This window comes from Halobacillus sp. B23F22_1, from assembly GCF_043497005.1.
Taxonomy (GTDB): Bacteria; Bacillota; Bacilli; order Bacillales; family Halobacillaceae; genus Halobacillus_A.
The window spans coordinates 758562-778272 of sequence record NZ_JBIEKE010000002.1; the positions used below are offsets into that span (position 1 = coordinate 758562).

The 19711-nt window shown below is 39.7% G+C and carries 21 protein-coding genes and 1 other annotated feature (1 of these 22 running past the window's edge); all 21 genes read right to left on the minus strand.

Going from position 1 to position 19711, the window contains the following annotated elements:
• Positions 1-201, minus strand: a binding site (T-box leader) (it extends 20 nt beyond the left edge of the window).
• Between the two features lie 52 nt (positions 202-253).
• The 21 genes from ACGTNH_RS11650 to ACGTNH_RS11750 all read right to left on the minus strand — a co-directional run bounded on the left by ACGTNH_RS11650 (position 254) and on the right by ACGTNH_RS11750 (position 19643).
• Positions 254-796 carry a DivIVA domain-containing protein gene (locus tag ACGTNH_RS11650; RefSeq protein WP_394587003.1) on the minus strand — a complete coding sequence of 181 codons (543 nt, stop codon included), beginning with the start codon at positions 794-796 and terminating at the stop codon, positions 254-256.
• Between the two features lie 83 nt (positions 797-879).
• On the minus strand, positions 880-1653 hold the full coding sequence (locus tag ACGTNH_RS11655; RefSeq protein WP_394587005.1) for a YlmH family RNA-binding protein: 774 nt from the start codon (positions 1651-1653) through the stop codon (positions 880-882).
• Positions 1654-1720: 67 nt separating this feature from the next.
• Entirely contained in the window at positions 1721-1990 is a 270-nt protein-coding gene (locus tag ACGTNH_RS11660) for a YggT family protein (protein WP_394587006.1), read from the minus strand.
• A 3-nt stretch (positions 1991-1993) separates the two neighbouring features.
• Positions 1994-2452, minus strand: coding sequence for a cell division protein SepF (locus tag ACGTNH_RS11665; protein WP_444875032.1), 459 nt, complete (start codon positions 2450-2452; stop codon positions 1994-1996).
• A 24-nt stretch (positions 2453-2476) separates the two neighbouring features.
• Positions 2477-3145, minus strand: a complete 669-nt coding sequence (locus tag ACGTNH_RS11670) for a YggS family pyridoxal phosphate-dependent enzyme (protein WP_394587008.1) — start codon at positions 3143-3145, stop codon at positions 2477-2479.
• A gap of 15 nt (positions 3146-3160) precedes the next feature.
• A complete protein-coding gene (pgeF, locus tag ACGTNH_RS11675; RefSeq protein ID WP_394587011.1) occupies positions 3161-3958 on the minus strand; it encodes a peptidoglycan editing factor PgeF in 798 nt (265 codons plus the stop codon).
• Positions 3959-3991: 33 nt separating this feature from the next.
• Complete coding sequence (locus tag ACGTNH_RS11680) at positions 3992-4288, minus strand: YlmC/YmxH family sporulation protein (protein ID WP_394587012.1); 297 nt, start codon at positions 4286-4288, stop codon at positions 3992-3994.
• Positions 4289-4581: 293 nt separating this feature from the next.
• A complete protein-coding gene (gene sigG, locus ACGTNH_RS11685) occupies positions 4582-5361 on the minus strand; it encodes an RNA polymerase sporulation sigma factor SigG (RefSeq protein WP_394587014.1) in 780 nt (259 codons plus the stop codon).
• Positions 5362-5444: 83 nt separating this feature from the next.
• The gene (sigE, locus tag ACGTNH_RS11690; RefSeq protein ID WP_188376154.1) at positions 5445-6161 is read right to left on the minus strand and encodes an RNA polymerase sporulation sigma factor SigE; all 717 of its coding nucleotides are present in this window, start codon (positions 6159-6161) and stop codon (positions 5445-5447) included.
• 20 nt (positions 6162-6181) lie between these two features.
• Complete coding sequence (gene spoIIGA, locus ACGTNH_RS11695; RefSeq protein WP_394587694.1) at positions 6182-7117, minus strand: sigma-E processing peptidase SpoIIGA; 936 nt, start codon at positions 7115-7117, stop codon at positions 6182-6184.
• Between the two features lie 487 nt (positions 7118-7604).
• A complete protein-coding gene (gene ftsZ / locus ACGTNH_RS11700) occupies positions 7605-8756 on the minus strand; it encodes a cell division protein FtsZ (RefSeq protein ID WP_394587015.1) in 1152 nt (383 codons plus the stop codon).
• A gap of 71 nt (positions 8757-8827) precedes the next feature.
• Positions 8828-10120: a cell division protein FtsA gene (gene ftsA, locus ACGTNH_RS11705; RefSeq protein ID WP_394587017.1), complete on the minus strand. Its 1293-nt coding sequence runs from the start codon at positions 10118-10120 to the stop codon at positions 8828-8830.
• Positions 10121-10308: 188 nt separating this feature from the next.
• Positions 10309-10656, minus strand: coding sequence for a small basic family protein (locus tag ACGTNH_RS11710; RefSeq protein WP_394587018.1), 348 nt, complete (start codon positions 10654-10656; stop codon positions 10309-10311).
• Positions 10656-11384 (minus strand): DUF881 domain-containing protein, encoded by a 729-nt coding sequence (locus ACGTNH_RS11715; RefSeq protein ID WP_394587020.1) that lies wholly within the window; start codon positions 11382-11384, stop codon positions 10656-10658. Before ACGTNH_RS11715 ends, ACGTNH_RS11710 begins: the two co-directional genes overlap by 1 nt.
• Positions 11381-12088 carry a DUF881 domain-containing protein gene (locus ACGTNH_RS11720; RefSeq protein WP_394587021.1) on the minus strand — a complete coding sequence of 236 codons (708 nt, stop codon included), beginning with the start codon at positions 12086-12088 and terminating at the stop codon, positions 11381-11383. Before ACGTNH_RS11720 ends, ACGTNH_RS11715 begins: the two co-directional genes overlap by 4 nt.
• Positions 12069-12914, minus strand: a complete 846-nt coding sequence (locus ACGTNH_RS11725; protein WP_394587023.1) for a cell division protein FtsQ/DivIB — start codon at positions 12912-12914, stop codon at positions 12069-12071. The genes ACGTNH_RS11720 and ACGTNH_RS11725 overlap by 20 nt, the downstream gene beginning before the upstream one ends.
• 376 nt (positions 12915-13290) lie before the next feature.
• Complete coding sequence (spoVE, locus tag ACGTNH_RS11730) at positions 13291-14394, minus strand: stage V sporulation protein E (protein ID WP_394587024.1); 1104 nt, start codon at positions 14392-14394, stop codon at positions 13291-13293.
• Between the two features lie 59 nt (positions 14395-14453).
• Complete coding sequence (gene murD, locus ACGTNH_RS11735) at positions 14454-15803, minus strand: UDP-N-acetylmuramoyl-L-alanine--D-glutamate ligase (protein WP_394587025.1); 1350 nt, start codon at positions 15801-15803, stop codon at positions 14454-14456.
• Positions 15800-16786: a phospho-N-acetylmuramoyl-pentapeptide-transferase gene (mraY, locus tag ACGTNH_RS11740; protein WP_394587026.1), complete on the minus strand. Its 987-nt coding sequence runs from the start codon at positions 16784-16786 to the stop codon at positions 15800-15802. Before mraY ends, murD begins: the two co-directional genes overlap by 4 nt.
• A gap of 26 nt (positions 16787-16812) precedes the next feature.
• Complete coding sequence (locus ACGTNH_RS11745) at positions 16813-18168, minus strand: UDP-N-acetylmuramoyl-tripeptide--D-alanyl-D-alanine ligase (protein WP_394587027.1); 1356 nt, start codon at positions 18166-18168, stop codon at positions 16813-16815.
• Positions 18168-19643 carry a UDP-N-acetylmuramoyl-L-alanyl-D-glutamate--2,6-diaminopimelate ligase gene (locus tag ACGTNH_RS11750; RefSeq protein ID WP_394587028.1) on the minus strand — a complete coding sequence of 492 codons (1476 nt, stop codon included), beginning with the start codon at positions 19641-19643 and terminating at the stop codon, positions 18168-18170. Before ACGTNH_RS11750 ends, ACGTNH_RS11745 begins: the two co-directional genes overlap by 1 nt.
• Positions 19644-19711: the final 68 nt, after the last annotated feature.

Consider the following 19711-nt stretch of genomic DNA (forward strand, 5'->3'; position numbering starts at 1 on the left):
GCGTTACCACCCTAATCCACCAGCCATAAGCCGATGTACTCTTCCTATTCGTATCGTGAATGACTCGGCTACATTTACTTTAATTTCAACATAGCTGCTCCAGGGGGATTTTCCTGCAAAGTCCTGCTTCGGCCTTTCACCGTCGCCGAATCGCTTCTTGCTGCTAAGATCGTTGAGTACTTTCCCTATCTACGCGTACAAATATTCATATGTGTTAATGAATTATATGTAATTTAAGCCAATTCGTCAAGTTTTATTTCTCAGCGTACTCTTTATCCGTTTCTTCCTGCTCTCCTTCATTTTCTGGTTGTGCAGGCTCAGCGTGTGGAAATTGAGTATCAAGCAGCTGATCCCAATCATCATTGTCGATCATATCCACTTGAGCTTCAACCAGCATACGAAGTCTCATCTTAAAAACCTTTGCCTGCTTCTTCATCTCTTCCACTTCTACGGATAGGCGGCGAGAGGTGGATAAAGCCTCATTGATGATGCGGTCTGCATTCTTTTCCGCTTCTTTAACGATAAGCTTAGCTTCTTTTGCAGCGTTTGTTTTCACATCTTCTGCGGTTTCTTGAGCGACCAAGATAGATTTATTTAAAGTAGTTTCGATGTTATTAAAGTGACCAACACGCTCATTTAACTGTTCTACCTCGCGTTCGAGTTCTTTTTTCTTACGAATGACAATTTCGTAGTCTTTAATGACTTGATCGAGAAACTCATTTACCTCGTCTTCATCGTACCCTCTAAATCCGCGTGTAAATTCTTTGTTATGAATATCCAATGGTGTTAATGCCACACCGGCCACCTCCTAAGAAAATCTCATGCTTTATTATTACTAGTTTCGACATGTTCATTAATTTTCCTGCTATCGATAAGGAATTAATTTAACTTCGCTACCGTCACTTTAAATTTTTCTTTCTTTGTTGTTCCATGTACGTTTATTAAGCGGCTTCTGCCTTTTCCACGGACAGATAGCAAGTCACCCGCCTCTAAAGAATAAGAAGGGTTCTCAACGGTTCTAAAATTCACTTTCACATGACCAGCCTCAATAAACATCGAAGCTTTTTTTCTAGATACCCCATAAATTTCCTTCAAAAGAACATCCAGACGTAACGAAGATACTGTCGAATCGCTCGTTTTCCATTCTTCTGTACTCTGTATTAATTCATCTAATGATTTTTCTTCAAATTGAACGTTTGCTTTCTTAATACTCGTAAAATTCATCTTGATATAGTCACTTACTTCCTGAGCCACTATAATTTGAACCAACCCATTCTGTACAACTAAGTCTCCCAGCTTTTCTCTTTTAATTCCTAACGACATAAAGGAGCCAAGTACGTCCCGGTGTTCTAAATGTATAAACTTATCGTGATATTGGGTTTGGAGCAGGGATACGGAAAAATCAAGGCTCTCAATGGACTCATACTCAGGAGCTACAATAGCCCGCTTCCTTTCCGCTTGATGTCCCCCTCCAAATAAAGCCCACTGCAGATTAGGATGAGAGCCCATCAGGCTGGAAAAAATGTACTGCTCCCGTGGATCAAGAAAATCAGTTTCTTTTCTTTGATAGCGCATCTCCACATTACCTTGTAAAGAGAGCACTTGATCGATAAATGGTCGTTCTTCTTCTCTAAAATGTTGATAAATCTCCATTTATTCACCTCTAAATTAAAAAAGAACAGATAAGAAGCTTTGTAGGCATCTAATCTGTTCCCCGTTCTTATAATGAAACAATCATATAATATAGTTCCTGCAAGCCTGAAGCAGCAAACCGCAATACGAGAATAGCAACGATTGGAGAGATATCGATCATACCAAGTGGAGGAATAATCTTTCTAAACGGTTCAAGAAACGGTTCTGCCAGTTTCGCCAGTATTTCTCCAAAACTAGACTCTCTTGCGCCCGGGAACCAAGATAGCAAAATATAAATGATTAGAATCCAGCTGTAAATATTTAACGCCGTGAATAAAATTTCAAACAAAAACCCCATCAGTTACCACCTTCTATTTATATCATCATCTTCACTCATAAGCATTTCAGATATAGAACCTGAAATCTCAACGTTTTCTGGAGTACAGAGAAACGTTTGAGAACCTAGCTTTTGAATGTCACCACCTATAGCATAAACTGTCCCGCTTAAAAAATCCACAATTCTTTTAGCCTGATGATGATCGACACGCTGTAAATTAATAACTACAGCTTTTCGGTTAACAAGCTGGTCAGCAATTTCTTGAGCTTCATTATAATTTTTCGGTTCACTTAATACCATTTTTGATGAGTTCTTTGCACTTTGTAAGCTTACGATATTCTGATGCTCTGATGGCTGCTTGGTTCTTTGCGGAGCAGCTTTAGGCTCTTCTTTTTTTTCTTCGTAAGCTTCTTCGTCTACATATTCGTATTCATATTCATCTTCAAGCGTAAAAAACGATTTAAGTTTATTTTTCATACTCAATTAGTTTCACCTCAATTTATTTAGTTAGCCTACGAGACTGGACCCCACTCTAATATGAGTTGCTCCTTCTTCAATTGCCATAGGATAATCATTGCTCATCCCCATAGAAAGACCTTCACATGGAGCATGAGGTTGATTTTTATCCCGAATAATATCACGGAGAGCTCGTAACTTTCTAAACACAGCTCGTAGTTCTTCTTCATGATTCACATGGGGAGCCATGGTCATCAGCCCAACGACCTGAATCTTATCATAAGCTTTTAAGGATTCAACGAAATCCTCTACGTCATCTGGGGCTAGTCCTTGTTTCGATTCTTCTCCACTTACATTTACCTGTACAAAACATGGAACCGTACGTTCTGCCCGCTTTTGTATTTCTTTCGCCAGTGACTTTCTGTCTAACGAATGAATGTAGTCCACTTGATGGATGACGTCCTTCACTTTACGGGATTGTAAAGACCCGATGAAATGCCAGGTCGCTTGATCACCGATGGACTCATATTTTTTTAAAAATTCTTCTTTTCGATTTTCACCTAGATCAGTAATCCCTGCCTGTAACGCCTCTTTTGTTCGTTCAATGGAAACGTACTTTGTCACAGCGATAATTTTAATATCGTCAGGGTTTCGTTTACAATCCCTGCACGATTGTTCAATCATTTGCTTCATTTTTACCAGGTTCTCTGCTACGGTCATATGTAACCTCCTAACTTAACCTTTTAGACCAATATAGGCAAGCATTCGTCCTGTCCGCCCATGGTCACGTCGGTGGGAGAAAAATAGTTGTTCTTCTTCATAAGTACAGTAATTAGAGACTTCAATGTTATTGTTTAAGATTCCAGCATTTATCGCTATTTGTCTGTTTAACTCTTTTAAGTCAAGGTTAAACTTGTTTTCATTATTTTTCTTAAGAACTTGCTTTTTATAACCTTCCCCAATACGTGAGGTGACTCGACCATCCACTTCATAGTGAGATTGAGATATGCAGGGTCCAATTACAAGTCTTATGTCGGAACGCTCTGTGCCTTGTTCTTCTAACCGTTCAGTCATATGGCGAACCATTTCCTGCACGGTCCCTTTCCAACCGGCATGGGCAACGCCAATCCATGCGCTCTTAGGATCTAAAAATAGTAAAGGAACGCAGTCTGCATAAAAGGCTGTAAGCAGAATATCTTTCTGGTTCGTAATGATACCGTCTATTCCTTTGAGCGAATCTTTATGTTGGAACGCTCCCTTACCTTTGTCAGCCTCAGCAACCACTTTTATTTCTGTGCCATGAACTTGTTCTCCCATTACCCATTGAGCAAGAGGAATACTTAATTCTTCCCCCAGCGCTTTTCTATTTTGAATAACTTTATGTGATTGATCTGATACGTGAAGTCCCATATTCAAAGACTGGAACGGAACTTCACTGTACCCGTCTTTCCTGCTGGTTATACCTGCCACTACATCAAACCCATTAAAGCACGTCAATTGCTTTAATGTTTTAAACTGGAAGGGTTCGGTCATGCTACCACCTCAATTTCCCTTCATTTTACCACATTATTCACTCTTATTCCTATCATTATCCTGTGATTCGAACTTTTGGTCCTTCATGCGGGAGCTATATCCCGTCTTTTTCACTAGAATAACGTCTGCTCCGATGTTTACAATTTGATTCCAAGGAATGACCATTTCTTCATCTTTTCCAAAAAGTCCCATCGCTTTTCCTTTTAATGTTAAGACTAATCCCTTTAACTGACCTCTCTGGCTGTCTATATCTAAATCAGTAATATATCCCAGTCTTTCCCCTGTTTCCATGGCTATAACATCTTTAATCTGCAGTTCGGAAATTTTCATTTTAATCCCTCCTTCTAAAGTATATGCACAAGACTAACAACCATTTCTTATCAAGTAAGGAAATAAAAAATCAGGTTGGGACAAAAATCAATGAAGAATAAAATAAAATGCACCCTCCCTTCGTCAAAAATACTGCGCTTTCCAAAGGCACAGCCTCAGTTTGCTCTTGCGCACCGGGTACCAGGTACCGAAAACTTTGCTCTTTTACAGCCTTTCGGTACCTGGTACCTTTTGAACTAAGATTTCTTTACAAGCTAAAAACCCTGCTGAATGTTCAGCAGGGTTTTAACATATTATTGAAACATGGATGAATTCATTTCTTTAATCGCTGCTTTCTCAAGCCTGGATACTTGAGCTTGCGAAATTCCTATTTCCTCAGCTACTTCCATTTGCGTTTTCCCTTGAAAAAAGCGTTTCGTTAAAATCATTTTTTCACGATCATTGAGCTTTTTCATTCCCTCTCTTAAAGAGAGTTCATCCAGCCAGTTTGAATCTTTTTCTCGATCATCCTTTAATTGATCAACTACATAAATGGGATCGCCGCCATCATTATAGATCGGTTCAAACAAGGACACAGGATCTTGAATAGCATCCATAGCAAATACGACGTCTTCATGAGGTATTCCCATCTTCTCCGCTATTTCATGAGGAGCAGGATCTTTAGATGTTTCACTAATCATTTTTTCACGCATTTGTAGTGCTTTGTACGCGGTGTCTCTTAAAGATCTAGACACCCGGATTGGATTGTTGTCACGTAAATAACGTCTAATCTCACCTATAATCATTGGTACGGCATAGGTCGAAAATTTAACATTGTGACTAAGATCAAAATTATCTATTGATTTCATAAGCCCTATGCATCCAACTTGAAACAAATCATCGCCATATTCCCCGCGATTATTAAATCGCTGGATGACAGAGAGAACCAGCCGCAGATTCCCGTTTACTAAGATTTCTCTAGCTTCGGTATCACCAGATTGTAAACGCTCAAACAGGGCCCTCATTTCTTTATTTTTAAGTACAGGAAGCTTTGATGTATCTACACCGCATATTTCTACTTTATGTCGTGTCAAAAGTAAGACCCTCCCAAGAAGCTGATTTCCATTTTCAGTATCTCCTTGGAAGGGAAATTTATGCATTGTTATTTTATTTAATCTTACACCATTTTATCAAATTCTCGCTGAAGCCGCCGGATTATTTTTTTCTCTAACCTTGATATATAAGACTGTGAAATCCCAAGCATATCAGCTACATCTTTTTGAGTTTTCTCTTTCTTGCCAATTAAGCCAAAGCGCAGCTCCATAATTTCTTTTTCACGGTCATTTAATTGTTCAAGTGCTGATTTCAGTAGTTTTTTGTCTACTTTTTTCTCAATGCCTTTCGTAATTAAATCTTCTTCTGTTCCTAATATATCGGACAATAAAAGCTCATTGCCATCCCAGTCCACATTCAACGGTTCATCAAAAGATACTTCTGTTTTTAATTTATTACTCTTTCTTAAATGCATCAGAATTTCATTTTCAATACACCTTGAAGCATAAGTAGCAAGCTTGATTTTTTTCTCCGGGTCAAATGTATTTACAGCTTTTATTAATCCTATCGTACCAATACTAATTAAATCCTCTATGTTAAGCCCCGTGTTTTCAAACTTCCGCGCAATGTACACGACTAATCGCAAGTTTCTTTCAATGAGCATGGCACGCGCGGCTTTATCTCCTTTAGGAAGACGTTCTAATAAATCTCTTTCCTCTTCGCGGCTCAATGGAGGCGGAAGAGCTTCGCTGCCCCCGATGTAATAGATTTCTTTTTGTTTAATCCCCAGTTTTATTGCTAATTTGTACAACCAATACTTTAACTTAAATGAAAGTTTCACTTCGTCATTTTCCCCCTTTACTAAGCAGAAATACCTTTAACCGCAGCCTGCGGGTGAATGAGAATCTGATACATTTGATCTTCTGTTAAATCATGTTCTTGTACGCCGAGTAATGGTTTTTTAACGACAAGATCCCCTTGAGGTGTATAGACCGTGATGGAATCAACAACAAAGGTCACCATCAATTGACTGCCCGTTCCTGCACCTTGGTAAGGAATGAGCCGCACCGATGATTGAAAAGGTTCGGATAACTGCTCGATTCCTTCTAACTGTTGATCTCCCGTTAACTTTTTTAATTGCTCTTCATTTAAAAAATGTTTCCAAACATGGAAGTCAGCTAAGAAAACCATTTTCTTGCTTATAGGATCAATTAAATGATTGCCACTATCGACTAGGCCTGTACACACCATCGACTGTTGGTGAAAATCTACTTTCACACGATATAAATCTTCCGTTTTTAACCGATGAGCTTGCACATGTTCCATTCTCCATTTAGTAAAGTACCAAGAAGCCGGAAAGCCAAGAGAAACAAACAGCCAGCTAAATGGGTCGCCGAATCCCGTGGAGAAGGTAATAATCTCCCCGTGATTAATCTGAACTTGATTGTTTAAGAAAAAGTGTACACCTACGAGCGTACCGCCAATTGCAAAAGTGACAAAATAAAAAGTAAGCCATTGAATGAAAGCTGAACGGATAGAAACAAACGAAAATGCAACAAGGATGATCATCACAGAAAAGAAGAACTTGCCAGGTAATGTTACCAGCCAGGAGTTCGGCATAAGAACAGTGACAGGAACGATGGAAGATGCAACAAGTGCAGCAGTCAGAATTCGTATACGTGACGTTTTCGCGCGTGTTAAACCTTGGGTTAAAAAGAGAATCATCCCATCCATCAACAAATTAAGAGTCCAAACAGCATCGAGATAAATTCTTCCCCACCCCTCATTTGTATTTATAGAAAATTATAAATCTCGTCCTTTGAAAAGTCTGTCAGAACGTGATCCAATACTAAGCTATTTTTGTTAGAAGTTGTCTACTTATTTTTAATTAAAATAGAGTACGTTCCAAAACTAGATAAAGCACAAAATAGTCCGAACGATTCTATTGAAATCAGTTTGTACTATGTTAATAATCGTCGTTTATACATGCAGTAAGTTCTCGAAAGCTTTATTTGTTGCTCGTTTTCTAACATTAAGCAGGGTGAGCCAGTTGGAGGAGAGTGTTTTTCCAGCTATAACCTAGAGCCAAAGACACGTCTGCTTATAACGGGCAATTTGAGATCTGAAGTGTAGTGTTTACAAGAAGGTTCTAGCATTCGTCCACGGAACGGGGATGGTCTGGGCTGGCGGAAATAAAAAAAGCTTGTAGAAAAACACAGGGTTTTTCTACAAGCTGAAAGATCACTCCCTGTAAGGAAAGGATCTTTACTAACCATTCGATCATTTAGCGGCGGCGATTGCGGTTTCTAAGGAATGTTGGAATATCTAACGTATCTTCTTCATTCCCAGCGTTTGGCTTAGGCTGTGCCGGCTGTTCTCTAGTGGTTGGCTGTGGCTGTTCTTCACGAGGACGTTCCACGTGATTCTGTTTCATTGGATTCACAGTATTTTGACGAGGTTTCTGCTTACCTTGCGCTAACTGTGCTTCATCGAATCCTGTTGCAATCACTGTTACAACAATTTCATCTTTTAAGTTTTCATTGATCACAGAACCGAAGATCACATTTACTTCTTGATCTGCTGCTGACGTTACTATATCGGCAGCTTCTTGAACTTCATATAGACTTAAGTTTGTTCCGCCGCTAATATTCATTAAGACGCCATGTGCACCATCAATTGATGTCTCAAGCAATGGAGATGAAATAGCTTTCTTTGCCGCTTCAGCTGCACGGCTCTCGCCTGTAGCAATCCCGATTCCCATAAGAGCAGACCCTTTGTCAACCATAATGGTTTTAACGTCTGCAAAGTCAACGTTAATAAGGCCAGGTACAGCAATAAGGTCAGAAATACCTTGTACACCTTGACGAAGTACATTATCCGCTTCACGGAATGCTTCGAGCATTGGAGTATTTTTATCAACAATTTCAAGCAGTCGGTCATTCGGAATGACAATTAAAGTATCTACACTGCCTTTTAAGCTGTCAGTCCCTGTTGCAGCTTGGGTAGCTCTCTTTCTACCTTCAAAGGTAAATGGTCGTGTAACAACCCCGACTGTTAGTGCACCAAGTTCCTTGGCTACATTAGCAATTACAGGAGCCGCACCGGTACCTGTACCGCCGCCCATTCCTGCCGTTACGAAAACCATATCGGCACCTTGCAAAGCTTCTTCAATCTGTTCTTTACTTTCTTCGGCAGCTTTCCGGCCGACTTCCGGGTTAGCACCTGCACCTAATCCGCGGGTTAGTTTGCCGCCAATCTGCATTTTCACTTCTGCTTTTGACAAATTTAACGCTTGAGCATCCGTGTTTACAGCAATAAATTCCACACCTTGAACGCCATGCTCTATCATTCGATTAACGGCGTTACTACCGCCGCCACCGACACCTATTACTTTAATTGTTGCTAACTGATCCATACTCGTATCAAAATCTAACATCATCCGTTCCTCCTATTTCTACAAGATTACAAGATTCATAATCGACTGTTCGTTTATAAAGCGTTTCATTTTTAATCAAAGAAATACTTCAATAAATTAGAAAAGCCCGATTCTTTTTTCTCCTTCGGCTTACTATTCTGTTCTTTTGTTTGTTGTTTAGAAACCCGCTTCTGCTTCTGAGGAGCAGGCTGATCATACTGAGTCGATACTGCTGGGAATAATTCTTTTCCTTGTATTTTCGCATTACGGTAAGCAAATTGCAATATTCCGACACCACTCGTGTACTGTGGTTCGCGTACACCTAAATAGTCTGGAATGGCTAATCTTACGTTAGAATGGAAAACATCCTGTGCTAATTCTAGTACACCAGGCATATTCATGGCTCCACCAGTCAATACAAATCCTCCTGGCAAATCCTGCACTCCCATACTTTGTAATTCTTTAGCCGCAAACACAAAAATTTCTTCAAGCCTTGCCTCAATCATATCAGAGATTTGCAGTTGATTGAACGATTGTTGACGATTACTTCCGATAATTGTGACAGAAAATGTTTCCTCTTCACTCGCATCATCAAAAAAGGCATGGCCATATTCCAATTTAATGTTCTCTGCTTCTTCGGTTGATGTTCTCAAACCTATAGATAGGTCTTTCGTTATATTATCTCCGCCATATGGAAGAAGACTTGTCCCTTTAAGATATCCCTCTTCAAAAATGGATACCGTAGTAGACCCTCCACCAACATCTACTAGTGCAACACCAAGATTTGTTTCATCATTAGAAAGTGAAACAGTCCCGGCCGCTAGCGGCTGCAGGCATACATCAAGTACTTCCAATCCTGCTCTTTCAACACATTTTAACGTGTTATGTAACACTGTCCTGGCGCAAGTAATAATCATACCTTCCATTTCCAAGCGCACCCCGATCATTCCCCGGGGATCTGTAATTTCATCTTGTCCGTCTACGATAAATTGTTCGGGTATTACATCTACGATTTCTCGTTCTGGCGGTACAGATACGACTTGAGCGGCATCGATGACTCTAGCAATATCTTCGTCACCAATTTCTCTATTTTCCGCAGAGACAGCCACTACTCCGTGACAAGGCTGCAATTGGACATGATTCCCATTCACGCCTACAACGACACGTTCGATTTTCATATCGACCATCCGCTCTGCTTGTTCTACTGCTGACTTTATCGATTGAACGGTTTGATCGATATCTACAATCGCACCTTTTTTCATGCCATTTGACTTAGCGGAACCCACGCCGATTATATTTAAAGAATCATTCATGATTTCACCAATAATGACTTTAATTCTGCTTGTACCTATATCTAAACTTACTAAAATTTCATTTTCATTCACCAGTGACGCACCTCCTGTTACAAGCCATATAAGTACTTAAAATCATATCGTTTTTACTACAAAAAAACAATCTTTGCAATATAAACGTAAATGAATTGATAAACACCGTAAACGAGCGTTTCTACTATTGGAATAACTTGTATATAATTTGATTTCCACAATGAAGTAAAATTTCCTTTAATTTCTTATCATTTTTTTGAAATTATCCGCTCGTCGATCAAGATTCGACGAAGGCGGCCTAAATTGTTAAACATCCGCACACCCAGCGCGAACACAACTGCTAGATACAACTCGACTCCCAGTTGCTTTCCAAAGAAAACGAGACAAGAAGCAATCCCCACATTGAAGAGAAATCCACCAATAAAAGCTGGATTGCTAAAATGTTTATTCAAGTGAGCTCTTGCTCCTCCTAAAAGTGTATCAAATCCAGCTAAAACAACAACAGCCAAATAATGAGAATAGGCATCTGGAACAGTGACATCTGTCATAAAGCCCAGCAGTAACCCAATCATTAAAAAAATTATAGGAAGCCACATCATGATTCTCCTGCCTTTTCTTCAGTGCTTTCTGTTAAATCTTCTAAATTTAACGGGTCTTTATACGGAGGCAGTGTTACTTCCTCATTCACTTGAATATCCACGTCCATATCTTCTATAGCAAGGACTTCAATGATATGACTGCCATCTAAATAACTTTTCAATGCCTCTGGGTCGGCAGAAACAGCCTTAATTTCAAGAGGTAAAGAAGGGACGGGACGGTTGTTCATGTATGTCTCGCCATTTACATTCCGGATGGGGGTAATGAGGGTATAGCGTTCATTTTCAACCGCAATATCTTCAGCTCCAAACGTATTCAATTCATTAATTAAGTGACTGAGTAGTAATGGAGACAAACTCGGGTAAACATCTGCCCCATCATCGCTTTCAAAGAAAACAGGAGAAATAGTCATGATAATGCCTAAGCCGCTTGCCTCGCTCAATCCTAACTCTTCTTCTAATTCTTTTATAGAACTTTTCAAGGTGCGGATCTGCTGTCTTTCTCCTTGTTCTTCATAATCAGAAAGAGTTTCATCTGCCTCTTTAATGCTGTCTAACAAATCTTGTTGAATTCCCTGTTCAGTGATTAACCCTTCTCGTACTTCCCATACATCTTTGCCGTTATATTCTTCTTCAGCAAAATGACGTGGAGAATCCAGTTGGACAGCTACTAGAAATCCCACCGTTAAAAAAACTATGCCACTTATCCAGCTCCATTTATTTTTCATGATGCTCTTCCTTCTGAAGTCGACTTCGCATCAATCAATACTCTGCCAACATTTATATCTACGTCCACACGATCTTTCTGCAGTCGTTCTTTAGTCCCTCCTGTGAGTTCCAGGCTGGACTGAAGTACATCTGGATTTCCTATTGCTTCGATAATAAACGGCGCTGGATGCTGTACGCCATCTACAGTAATGACGGGACCGGTACAGGAAATGTAGCTGTTACTAAATAGACGTTGTCCATTTATAGAAACTGCTTTAGCACCCGCGCTCAGCATTTCATTAATGACTTCAAACACGTGCGTTTCGTGTACGATATAATCGTTTACATGACCGTCCTCGGGTATATAGGCTGCATCTTGTAAGTGTACAGATACTCCTTCACCTTCAACAGAAAGTTCTCCTGCAAGCAACTGCAGTTTATTCTTTTTATTTACGTAATCGCTGACTGTTTTCTCATCAGCGATTTCGTCTTCAAGCTCACCGACTTCAGCGCGTTTCTGCTGTAATTCTTCTCTCAATTGTTTATTGCTTTTTTCTAATTCAAGTAATTGCTGTTGGTATTTAAATTCTTCTGACCATTCATCATTTTCATTTAATTGAACCATCTTTGGGGACGAACTTAAATGATGATAAGTAAAAGTAATGAGGAAGCCAGATAATAGTAAGAGAATAGAAAGCATCAGCTTACCCACCCTGTTCCTCATCCACTTCTTCTCCTTCTTCATCGGCCTCTAGATCGATTTCCTGGTTTTCTTCTTCACCTTCAGCTTCTTCTTCATCCTCTGAACCTGGATAAGCTTCAAAGTAAGCCCCTACATCAATATGGATAATTCCTCTTTGTCCTTCTTCAATTTGAGAGGCTATCGAAGGATAAGCCGTAATTTTCTCAGAAAACGTCCGGATCGAAGCTTGTACTTCAAAGCCATCATTCATATACAGTGTGATTAAATACGGATTCTCATCACTAGGCGTATAATGGATTTCAGATATGAGACTGGAAATACTTTGAGGTAAATCCTTTAACTGTTTAGACATCTCTTCTAAATAAGTTGATTCGCTAAATTCTTTTAGTATTGGCGCATCTCCACCAGGTAACTCACCAGTAGAATCTAATTTTTCACCATTTTCTAAAATGGGTTGAAATTGCCCGTCTGATTGTATGTAGCCGATACGCTCAGCTTCTTCAATTTCAACCACTATCGTACTGGGAAGACTTCTGCTTACATTGACTCCCATAACTTGAGAATGTTCAGAAACTTTATCCTCAACTTCTGCGGGATCTACCTGCCAAATATTTGTCGACGTTGTGACCCCTGATAACTTCTTCACTTCATCCTCGTTTACAAATCGGTTCCCCTCTATTTCCACCTTATTCACGTGACTTAATGGTGATTGTAAATAAACAACAATCGATATAAGTAGAAACAAAATTGATAAATATTGGGTTAATCTTCGATTCGCCTTTTTCTTTCTTATTTGTTTTAGCTTCGGTATTCGATCCTCTATGGAAACAACTTTTTTCTCTGGCATGATTCGCATTTCCCCTTGCTGCCATTTCCATTTTTATAAAAATAGAGCATTTTATTCAGCTCTATACATATCTCCCATTATATCATATCTATTCACCTAATTATGTAAGAGAATCTAATTGTTTTATAGGATTATTCCGTTTCTTTTCGAGGCCAAAAGATGGACGCAGAATGGTAAACAGCCTAAATTGTATTACCACATTTTGAGTTCCATTAAACCAAAATAAATAACCGCACTTTTTCAGCGCGGTTATTTAGACGGATGAAAAACTTAGCCGTATAAAATCCATTAATATATAGGAATTCCTGGAGACCTTTACTCTAACAAACGAGAGAAACATTTAATTGCATAAAAAAACCACACCTTATAAGTGCGGCTAAGGTTCATTCGAATATCGACTGACACTCAGCAATAAGCCAAGAGCAGCTAATGTAAGAGTCAGAGAGGAGCCCCCATAGCTAATAAGCGGGAGAGTAATACCAGTAACTGGGATTAATCCAGTTACTACACTAACGTTTATCATTACTTGAATAGAGATCATTCCGACAATACCCAGGCCTAGTAAGCTTCCAAATAAGTCAGACGCATGCAGGCTGGCACGAACCCCTCTCCACAATAGAATAAAGAAGAGGACTAAAACGAAAGAGCCCCCAAGAAAACCGAGTTCTTCAGCGAGTACAGAATAAATAAAGTCGGTTTGAGGTTCAGGTAAATAAAAGAACTTCTGCATACTTTTTCCTAAACCGAGGCCCAATAGCCCTCCAGGTCCGATTGCATATAAAGATTGTATAATTTGGAATCCACTGCCTAAAGGGTCTTCCCACGGATGAAGAAAAGCTGTAATTCGCTGTATTCGATAAGGCGCTGATGCAATTAGTCCTACCATCCCTGCTACCCCGCCAGCTACGATTAGCATAAAATGGGCAATGCGAGCACCGGCTACAAACATCATAACTAGACATGTGCCTACCATTACCACTCCTGTTCCTAAGTCAGGTTGTAACATGATGAGAGCAAAGGGAAGGAGAATAATAGCTAAACCTGGCAGGAAGCCCTCTTGAAAAGAGACAATTCTTTTTTGTCTAATCGATAAAAACTTCGCTAAAAAAATGATTAATCCTAATTTCATGAATTCGGACGGCTGGATGCTGAACATTCCAATGCCAATCCAGCTTCTTGCACCGCCACGCACCATACCAACCCCAGGAATTAAAACAAGAATGAGAAACAACAGACATACGGCTGCAATTAGCTTTGCGTGCTTGTACCATACAAAATAAGGAATTTTCGATAAAGTAAACATAGCTATTAGTCCTAAAGATGCAAAAAGAATTTGTCGTTTAGCATAAAACCAGGAATCATTAAATTTGTATTCCGACCAAATACTTGAGGAGCTATACACCATAACAATTCCTATCACTAACAAGCATAAGATTGAAATTATTAACCATACATCTGGCTTTTGTTCATTTGAGCGCATAAAAAAGCCCTACCTCCCACTTGGAAACCAGGGCTTAAATGCTTGTACATAAGCCCTTATTACAGCTTATGCACCGCTTCTTTAAACTTATGACCTCTTTCTTCGAACGTCTTATATTGATCCCAGCTGGCACATGCAGGAGAAAGGAGAATGACTTCTTCTGTCTCTGCAAATGAATAAGCGGCTTCAACTGCCTCATTCATCGTCTCCGTGAAAACAATCGATGAGATACCTGCTTTTTTCCCGGCATCTGCAATCTTCTCTGCTGTTTCACCGAACACGACGAGAGCCTTTACATTGGCCAGCGGCTCTATCAATTCATCAAATTCATTTCCACGATCAAGTCCGCCTGCTAACAGGACAACCGGCTGATCAAATGCTTTCAACGCATTTGTTGTTGCTAATATGTTAGTCGCTTTTGAGTCGTTGTAAAAATAAATCTGGTGTTTCTTCGTTACAAATTCCATGCGATGTTCCACACCTTTAAAGGTAGTAAGCACTTTTCTTATAGCTTCATTGGAGACACCGCTTAATTTTGCAGCTGCCATAGCAGCTAAGATGTTAGATAAGTTGTGCTCACCTACTAAAACAATATCTTTTCGATCGATAATTTTTTCATCTTTAAAGTAAATAGCTTCTTCATCTCTCCAGCTGCCATCCACTTTCTTTTGAATTGAAAAAGGAATGAGCTGGGATGGGGCTGAACTAAGATACGCGGCCACAGCTGGATCATCTGCGTTATAAACAAAATAATCTTCTGCCGATTGATTTTTAACTATGTTTGCTTTTGCTGCATGATAGTTTTCTAAACTATGGTGATAATCCAAGTGCGCCTCAAATAAGTTAAGCAGCACTGCAATATGAGGAGAAAACTTTTCAATTCCGAGAAGTTGAAAAGAAGACAATTCAACGACCATCGTTTCACCTTCACTGGTCGTTCGAGCCACCTCGCATGATACTTCACCTATATTCCCAGCTATTTTTACCGGCGACTGATCTGCTTTCATGAATTCATAAATAAGTGTAGTGGTGGTCGTTTTTCCATTAGACCCCGTCACACCAATCAGATTTCCTTCATGAAGCTGGCCAGCTAGTTCTACTTCCGTAATAATCGGGATACTTCGCTTTTCTGCCTCTGTGATCAACGGGTTTTCATACGGAATACCCGGGTTTTTCACCACTACTTCTATATCATCTAGAAGATGAAGGGGGTGACTTCCTGTCACGACATAAGCGCCTTTATCTTTTAACTCTAAAATATCCGCACTGTTTTCATCTGCCTTTAAATCATTGATTGTTACTTCGATTCCACTGTCCAATAACAAATGGGATGCTGCTGAACCACTTTTCGCTAATCCTAAGACAAAGACCTTAGAGTAAGGAAAAACATTGTTGTTTAGTTGTTTCATCCAAACATCACCTCAATATATACCCCGAGAAAAGCAAAAATAAATCCTACGGCCCAGAACGTAGTCACTACTCTCCATTCTGACCAACCTTTTAATTCGTAGTGATGATGCAGAGGACTCATTTTGAAAATTCGTTTTCCTGTCGTCTTAAATGAAGCCACTTGAAGTATGACTGAAAGCGTTTCAATCACGAAGATTCCCCCGATAATAACAAGCAGCAGTTCAAGCTTAGTCAATATAGCAACGACAGCAATCGCTCCCCCTAAAGCTAATGAGCCTGTGTCCCCCATAAATACTTTCGCGGGATGAGCATTAAAGACAAGAAATCCTAAAAGTGCTCCAACCACTGCCAGACAAAAAACGGCGACTTCCATATTTCCGCCTGTAATCCAGGCTAGAATCCCAAAAGCACCAAACGCGATTGCTGCAGTTCCAGCTAGTAATCCATCCAGTCCATCCGTTAAGTTTACGGCATTAGAGCCACCTACGAGCATAACTAAAATGAGTAACGCATAGCCAAAGCCAAGCTCTAATTCAACTGCTGTCCCTGGAATTTCAATATAGGTAGAGAACCCGTTTTGCTGTAATATGAAATACACTACTATCGCAATGATGACTTGGCCGAGCATTTTCTGCTTCGAAGTTAAACCAAGGTTTCTCTTTAAAGCTACTTTAATATAATCATCTAAAAATCCAAGTAAACCGTATCCAACCAGTACAAATAATACAATAAAGATATGTACTTGACTCGGTTCTGAAATAAACCAGAAAGAAGAGACAATCGTAGTAATTGCAATAGAGATTAAGATCATCACTCCGCCCATGGTAGGTGTGCCAGATTTCTTTTGGTGCGATTTCGGCCCTTCATCTCGTATACTTTGGCCAAATTTTAGTCGCCTCAAAAAGGGGATAATAATTGGCGAAATAACGACTGTGAGTATGAATGATAGTGCCATGGTTAGTAATAAAATATAGTCGTTCATTTAATTTTCCTCCTTCGTTGTCGTCTTCACTCAACCAATAGATCATTTAACATGACTTCTAGTTTCATACCTCTTGAAGCCTTAAGTAAAACGACCGTATCAGAGTTTAGTTGTTTTTGAACGTGATGACTCAACGAATCTTTATCTTTAAAATGCTTAGTTTCGATGTCTAAGTTACGTTCGTTCAAACCTTCAATAATTTGAGCGGCATGTTCTCCAATCGTGTAAACAGCAGTAATTTCTTTAGTAATGGCTGTTGCCACTTCTTTATGCAGTTGATCAGCGTGAGCACCGAGTTCAAACATATCGCCTAATATGAGTATTTTTTTAGACTTAGAATTTAGTTCTAAAATGATTTCAATCGTTGCTTTCATCGACGTAGGAGATGCATTATAAGCATCATTAATGATTAAGGCACCATTTAAGCCTGTATGCTTTTCAAAACGCATCCCTGACATCTGCAAATGTTTTAACCCCGTTTGTATTTCTTTAACCGTAAGACCCATTTCTTTAGCAAGAGTCACTACATATGCAGCATTTTTGACGTTGTGTTTGCCAGACATCGACAGCTCGTATTGATCTTTACCAATTGTAAACAAGCTGCGGTTTTCTTCTAATGTTATATCACGGATCACAACATCCGAGGAAGAATGAAATCCACATGCAAAAGCGTGAGGAGTCTGATGATATTCACCTAACAACTTTTCATCTCCATCATAAATGAAGCTTCCCTGCTTCCACCCATCAAGGATTTCAAGCTTTGCTTTAGCAATCCCCTCTCGAGAGCCTAAATATTCAATATGGGATTCTCCAATATTGGTGATCATAACGTGTCGTGGTTGCGCTAATTTTGATAATAAAGAAATCTCTCCTGCTTGGCTCATGCCCATTTCTAAAACAGCTACTTCTGTATCTAACGGCATTGATAAAATCGTCAGCGGCATGCCTACATGATTGTTAAAGTTCCCCGCAGTTTTATGTGTTCGATATTTCACTTGTAATACCGAAGCTGTTAAATCTTTCGTCGTTGTTTTTCCATTTGAGCCCGTGATTCCTATGACAACTGGATTTACTTTGCGCAAATAAAACGAGGATGTCTCCTGTAAAGCCCGGAGAGTATCCTCGACGAAAAATACAGGAAACTCCGTGGGAATTTCCTTAGGTAATTCGTGATCTTCCTGCCAAAGAGCAGCTACTGCTCCCATTTTTATCGCTTCCATTAAAAAGCGGTGAGCATCATGATTTTCACCAACAAGCGGAACGAAAAGACTTTGTTTCTTTTGTACACGAGTATCTGTCATGACTTCACGAATTATTATGGAGTCTTGTGTCGCTCCCCTTCCGTTTGGAAAATATGAAGCTAGTTCCTTTACCTTAAACATTACATCTGACTCCCCTTAACCTTCAATAATATATCCCTTGCTACTTCGCGATCATCGAAATCATGGCGGATACCGTTAATTTCTTGATACGTTTCATGTCCTTTGCCCGCAATTAAAACCATATCTCCCTGCCCAGAGTTAGTAATGGCAATATCAATGGCTTTCCTTCTATTTTCCTCCACGACAAAATCTCCACTTAAATGAGCCGTCATATCGTTAAGAATGAGCTCAGGATCTTCTGTTCGCGGATTATCAGACGTAAAAATGGCTTGATCAGCATATTTCATGGCAACCTCAGCCATTAAAGGACGTTTCGTACGGTCCCGGTCACCCCCGCAGCCTACTACTACACGAATTTCACCTTTGCAAAATTCTTGCATTGTATTTAGAACATTTTCTAATGAGTCAGGCGTATGAGCATAATCGACGACAACACCAAACGGCTGACCTTCAAGGACAGGTTCAAAACGGCCGCGCACGCCCTTTGTATGCTTAAAAGACTGCTGAATGACTGTGAGATCGACCCCGGACACTATAGCTGCCCCAGCAGAAGCTAACATATTATAAACACTAAACATTCCCATTAAAGGACTCTCTATAGAAATATCACCCTTAGGAGTTGATAAGACAAAAGAACTTCCTTTCTCATGAAGGGAAATTTGTTTAGCCGTAATATCCGCTTCAGTATCAATACCATATGTTAATGCTGGCTGAGCGGTGGAACGAATTAATTTATGAGCAAACGGCGAATCTTGATTAATGATTGCGAACTTTTCCCGTTCCATATTATAACCGTTTCCTAACTGGGCAAACAATAGGGACTTAGCCCGAAGATAATCGTCCATACTTTCATGATAATCTAAGTGATCCTGGGTTAAGTTTGTGAAAATAGCCACATCAAAGTCACAGCCATACACCCGGCCTTGGTCCAGTGCATGGGAAGAAACTTCCATGATGGCTGTATCTACTCCATGGTTCAACATCTGGTTAAAACTTTGCTGCAGCGACAAAGCATCAGGTGTTGTATTTTTAACTGGATACGTCTGTCCTGCGATATTCATTTGTATCGTACCGATCGTTGCCGTCGTATTATTGTTTAATGTAAAGATTTCATCCAGCAAATACGTAATGGTCGTCTTGCCATTTGTACCTGTAACTCCTATGGTATGAACCTGTTCCGTCGGATAATTGTAAAAAGTTGACGCAATCATAGCTAACGCTTTTGTCGTATCATTTACAATAACCACAGGAAAATCCACATCCAACTCTCGCTGAGCTATAATAAGAGACGCACCTTGGTCTATCGCGGCGTGCACGAAATCGTGCCCGTCGGATTCACTACCAATAATACATACAAAAACATCACCTAAACCAATAGAGCGCGAATCCATCGACACTCCGTTGATTTCAAGTTCATCAATTGTTTGATTAGTTTTATAATAAGGGATTGATTCAAGTAATTTTGTAATATTCATTCATACCATCCTAACTGTCCACATTCTCTTTCATTATAGCAAAAAATCGTAAAAGTGTATGGAATTCT

Excerpts from the sequence above, each read along its gene's own strand:
- ACGTNH_RS11670 (WP_394587008.1), bottom strand. The coding sequence starts at position 3,145 with ATGACCGTAGCAGAGAACCTGGTAAAAATGAAGCAAATGATTGAACAA.
- ftsZ (WP_394587015.1), bottom strand. The coding sequence starts at position 8,756 with ATGTTAGATTTTGATACGAGTATGGATCAGTTAGCAACAATTAAAGTA.
- ACGTNH_RS11745 (WP_394587027.1), bottom strand. The coding sequence starts at position 18,168 with ATGTTTAAGGTAAAGGAACTAGCTTCATATTTTCCAAACGGAAGGGGA.
- ACGTNH_RS11660 (WP_394587006.1), bottom strand. The coding sequence starts at position 1,990 with ATGGGGTTTTTGTTTGAAATTTTATTCACGGCGTTAAATATTTACAGC.
- ACGTNH_RS11720 (WP_394587021.1), bottom strand. The coding sequence starts at position 12,088 with ATGAGGAACAGGGTGGGTAAGCTGATGCTTTCTATTCTCTTACTATTA.
- ACGTNH_RS11710 (WP_394587018.1), bottom strand. The coding sequence starts at position 10,656 with ATGTGGCTTCCTATAATTTTTTTAATGATTGGGTTACTGCTGGGCTTT.
- ACGTNH_RS11725 (WP_394587023.1), bottom strand. The coding sequence starts at position 12,914 with ATGCCAGAGAAAAAAGTTGTTTCCATAGAGGATCGAATACCGAAGCTA.
- mraY (WP_394587026.1), bottom strand. The coding sequence starts at position 16,786 with ATGAACGACTATATTTTATTACTAACCATGGCACTATCATTCATACTC.
- murD (WP_394587025.1), bottom strand. The coding sequence starts at position 15,803 with ATGAAACAACTAAACAACAATGTTTTTCCTTACTCTAAGGTCTTTGTC.
- ACGTNH_RS11715 (WP_394587020.1), bottom strand. The coding sequence starts at position 11,384 with ATGAAAAATAAATGGAGCTGGATAAGTGGCATAGTTTTTTTAACGGTG.
- ACGTNH_RS11655 (WP_394587005.1), bottom strand. The coding sequence starts at position 1,653 with ATGGAGATTTATCAACATTTTAGAGAAGAAGAACGACCATTTATCGAT.
- ACGTNH_RS11750 (WP_394587028.1), bottom strand. The coding sequence starts at position 19,643 with ATGAATATTACAAAATTACTTGAATCAATCCCTTATTATAAAACTAAT.
- pgeF (WP_394587011.1), bottom strand. The coding sequence starts at position 3,958 with ATGACCGAACCCTTCCAGTTTAAAACATTAAAGCAATTGACGTGCTTT.
- ACGTNH_RS11680 (WP_394587012.1), bottom strand. The coding sequence starts at position 4,288 with ATGAAAATTTCCGAACTGCAGATTAAAGATGTTATAGCCATGGAAACA.
- spoVE (WP_394587024.1), bottom strand. The coding sequence starts at position 14,394 with ATGCGCTCAAATGAACAAAAGCCAGATGTATGGTTAATAATTTCAATC.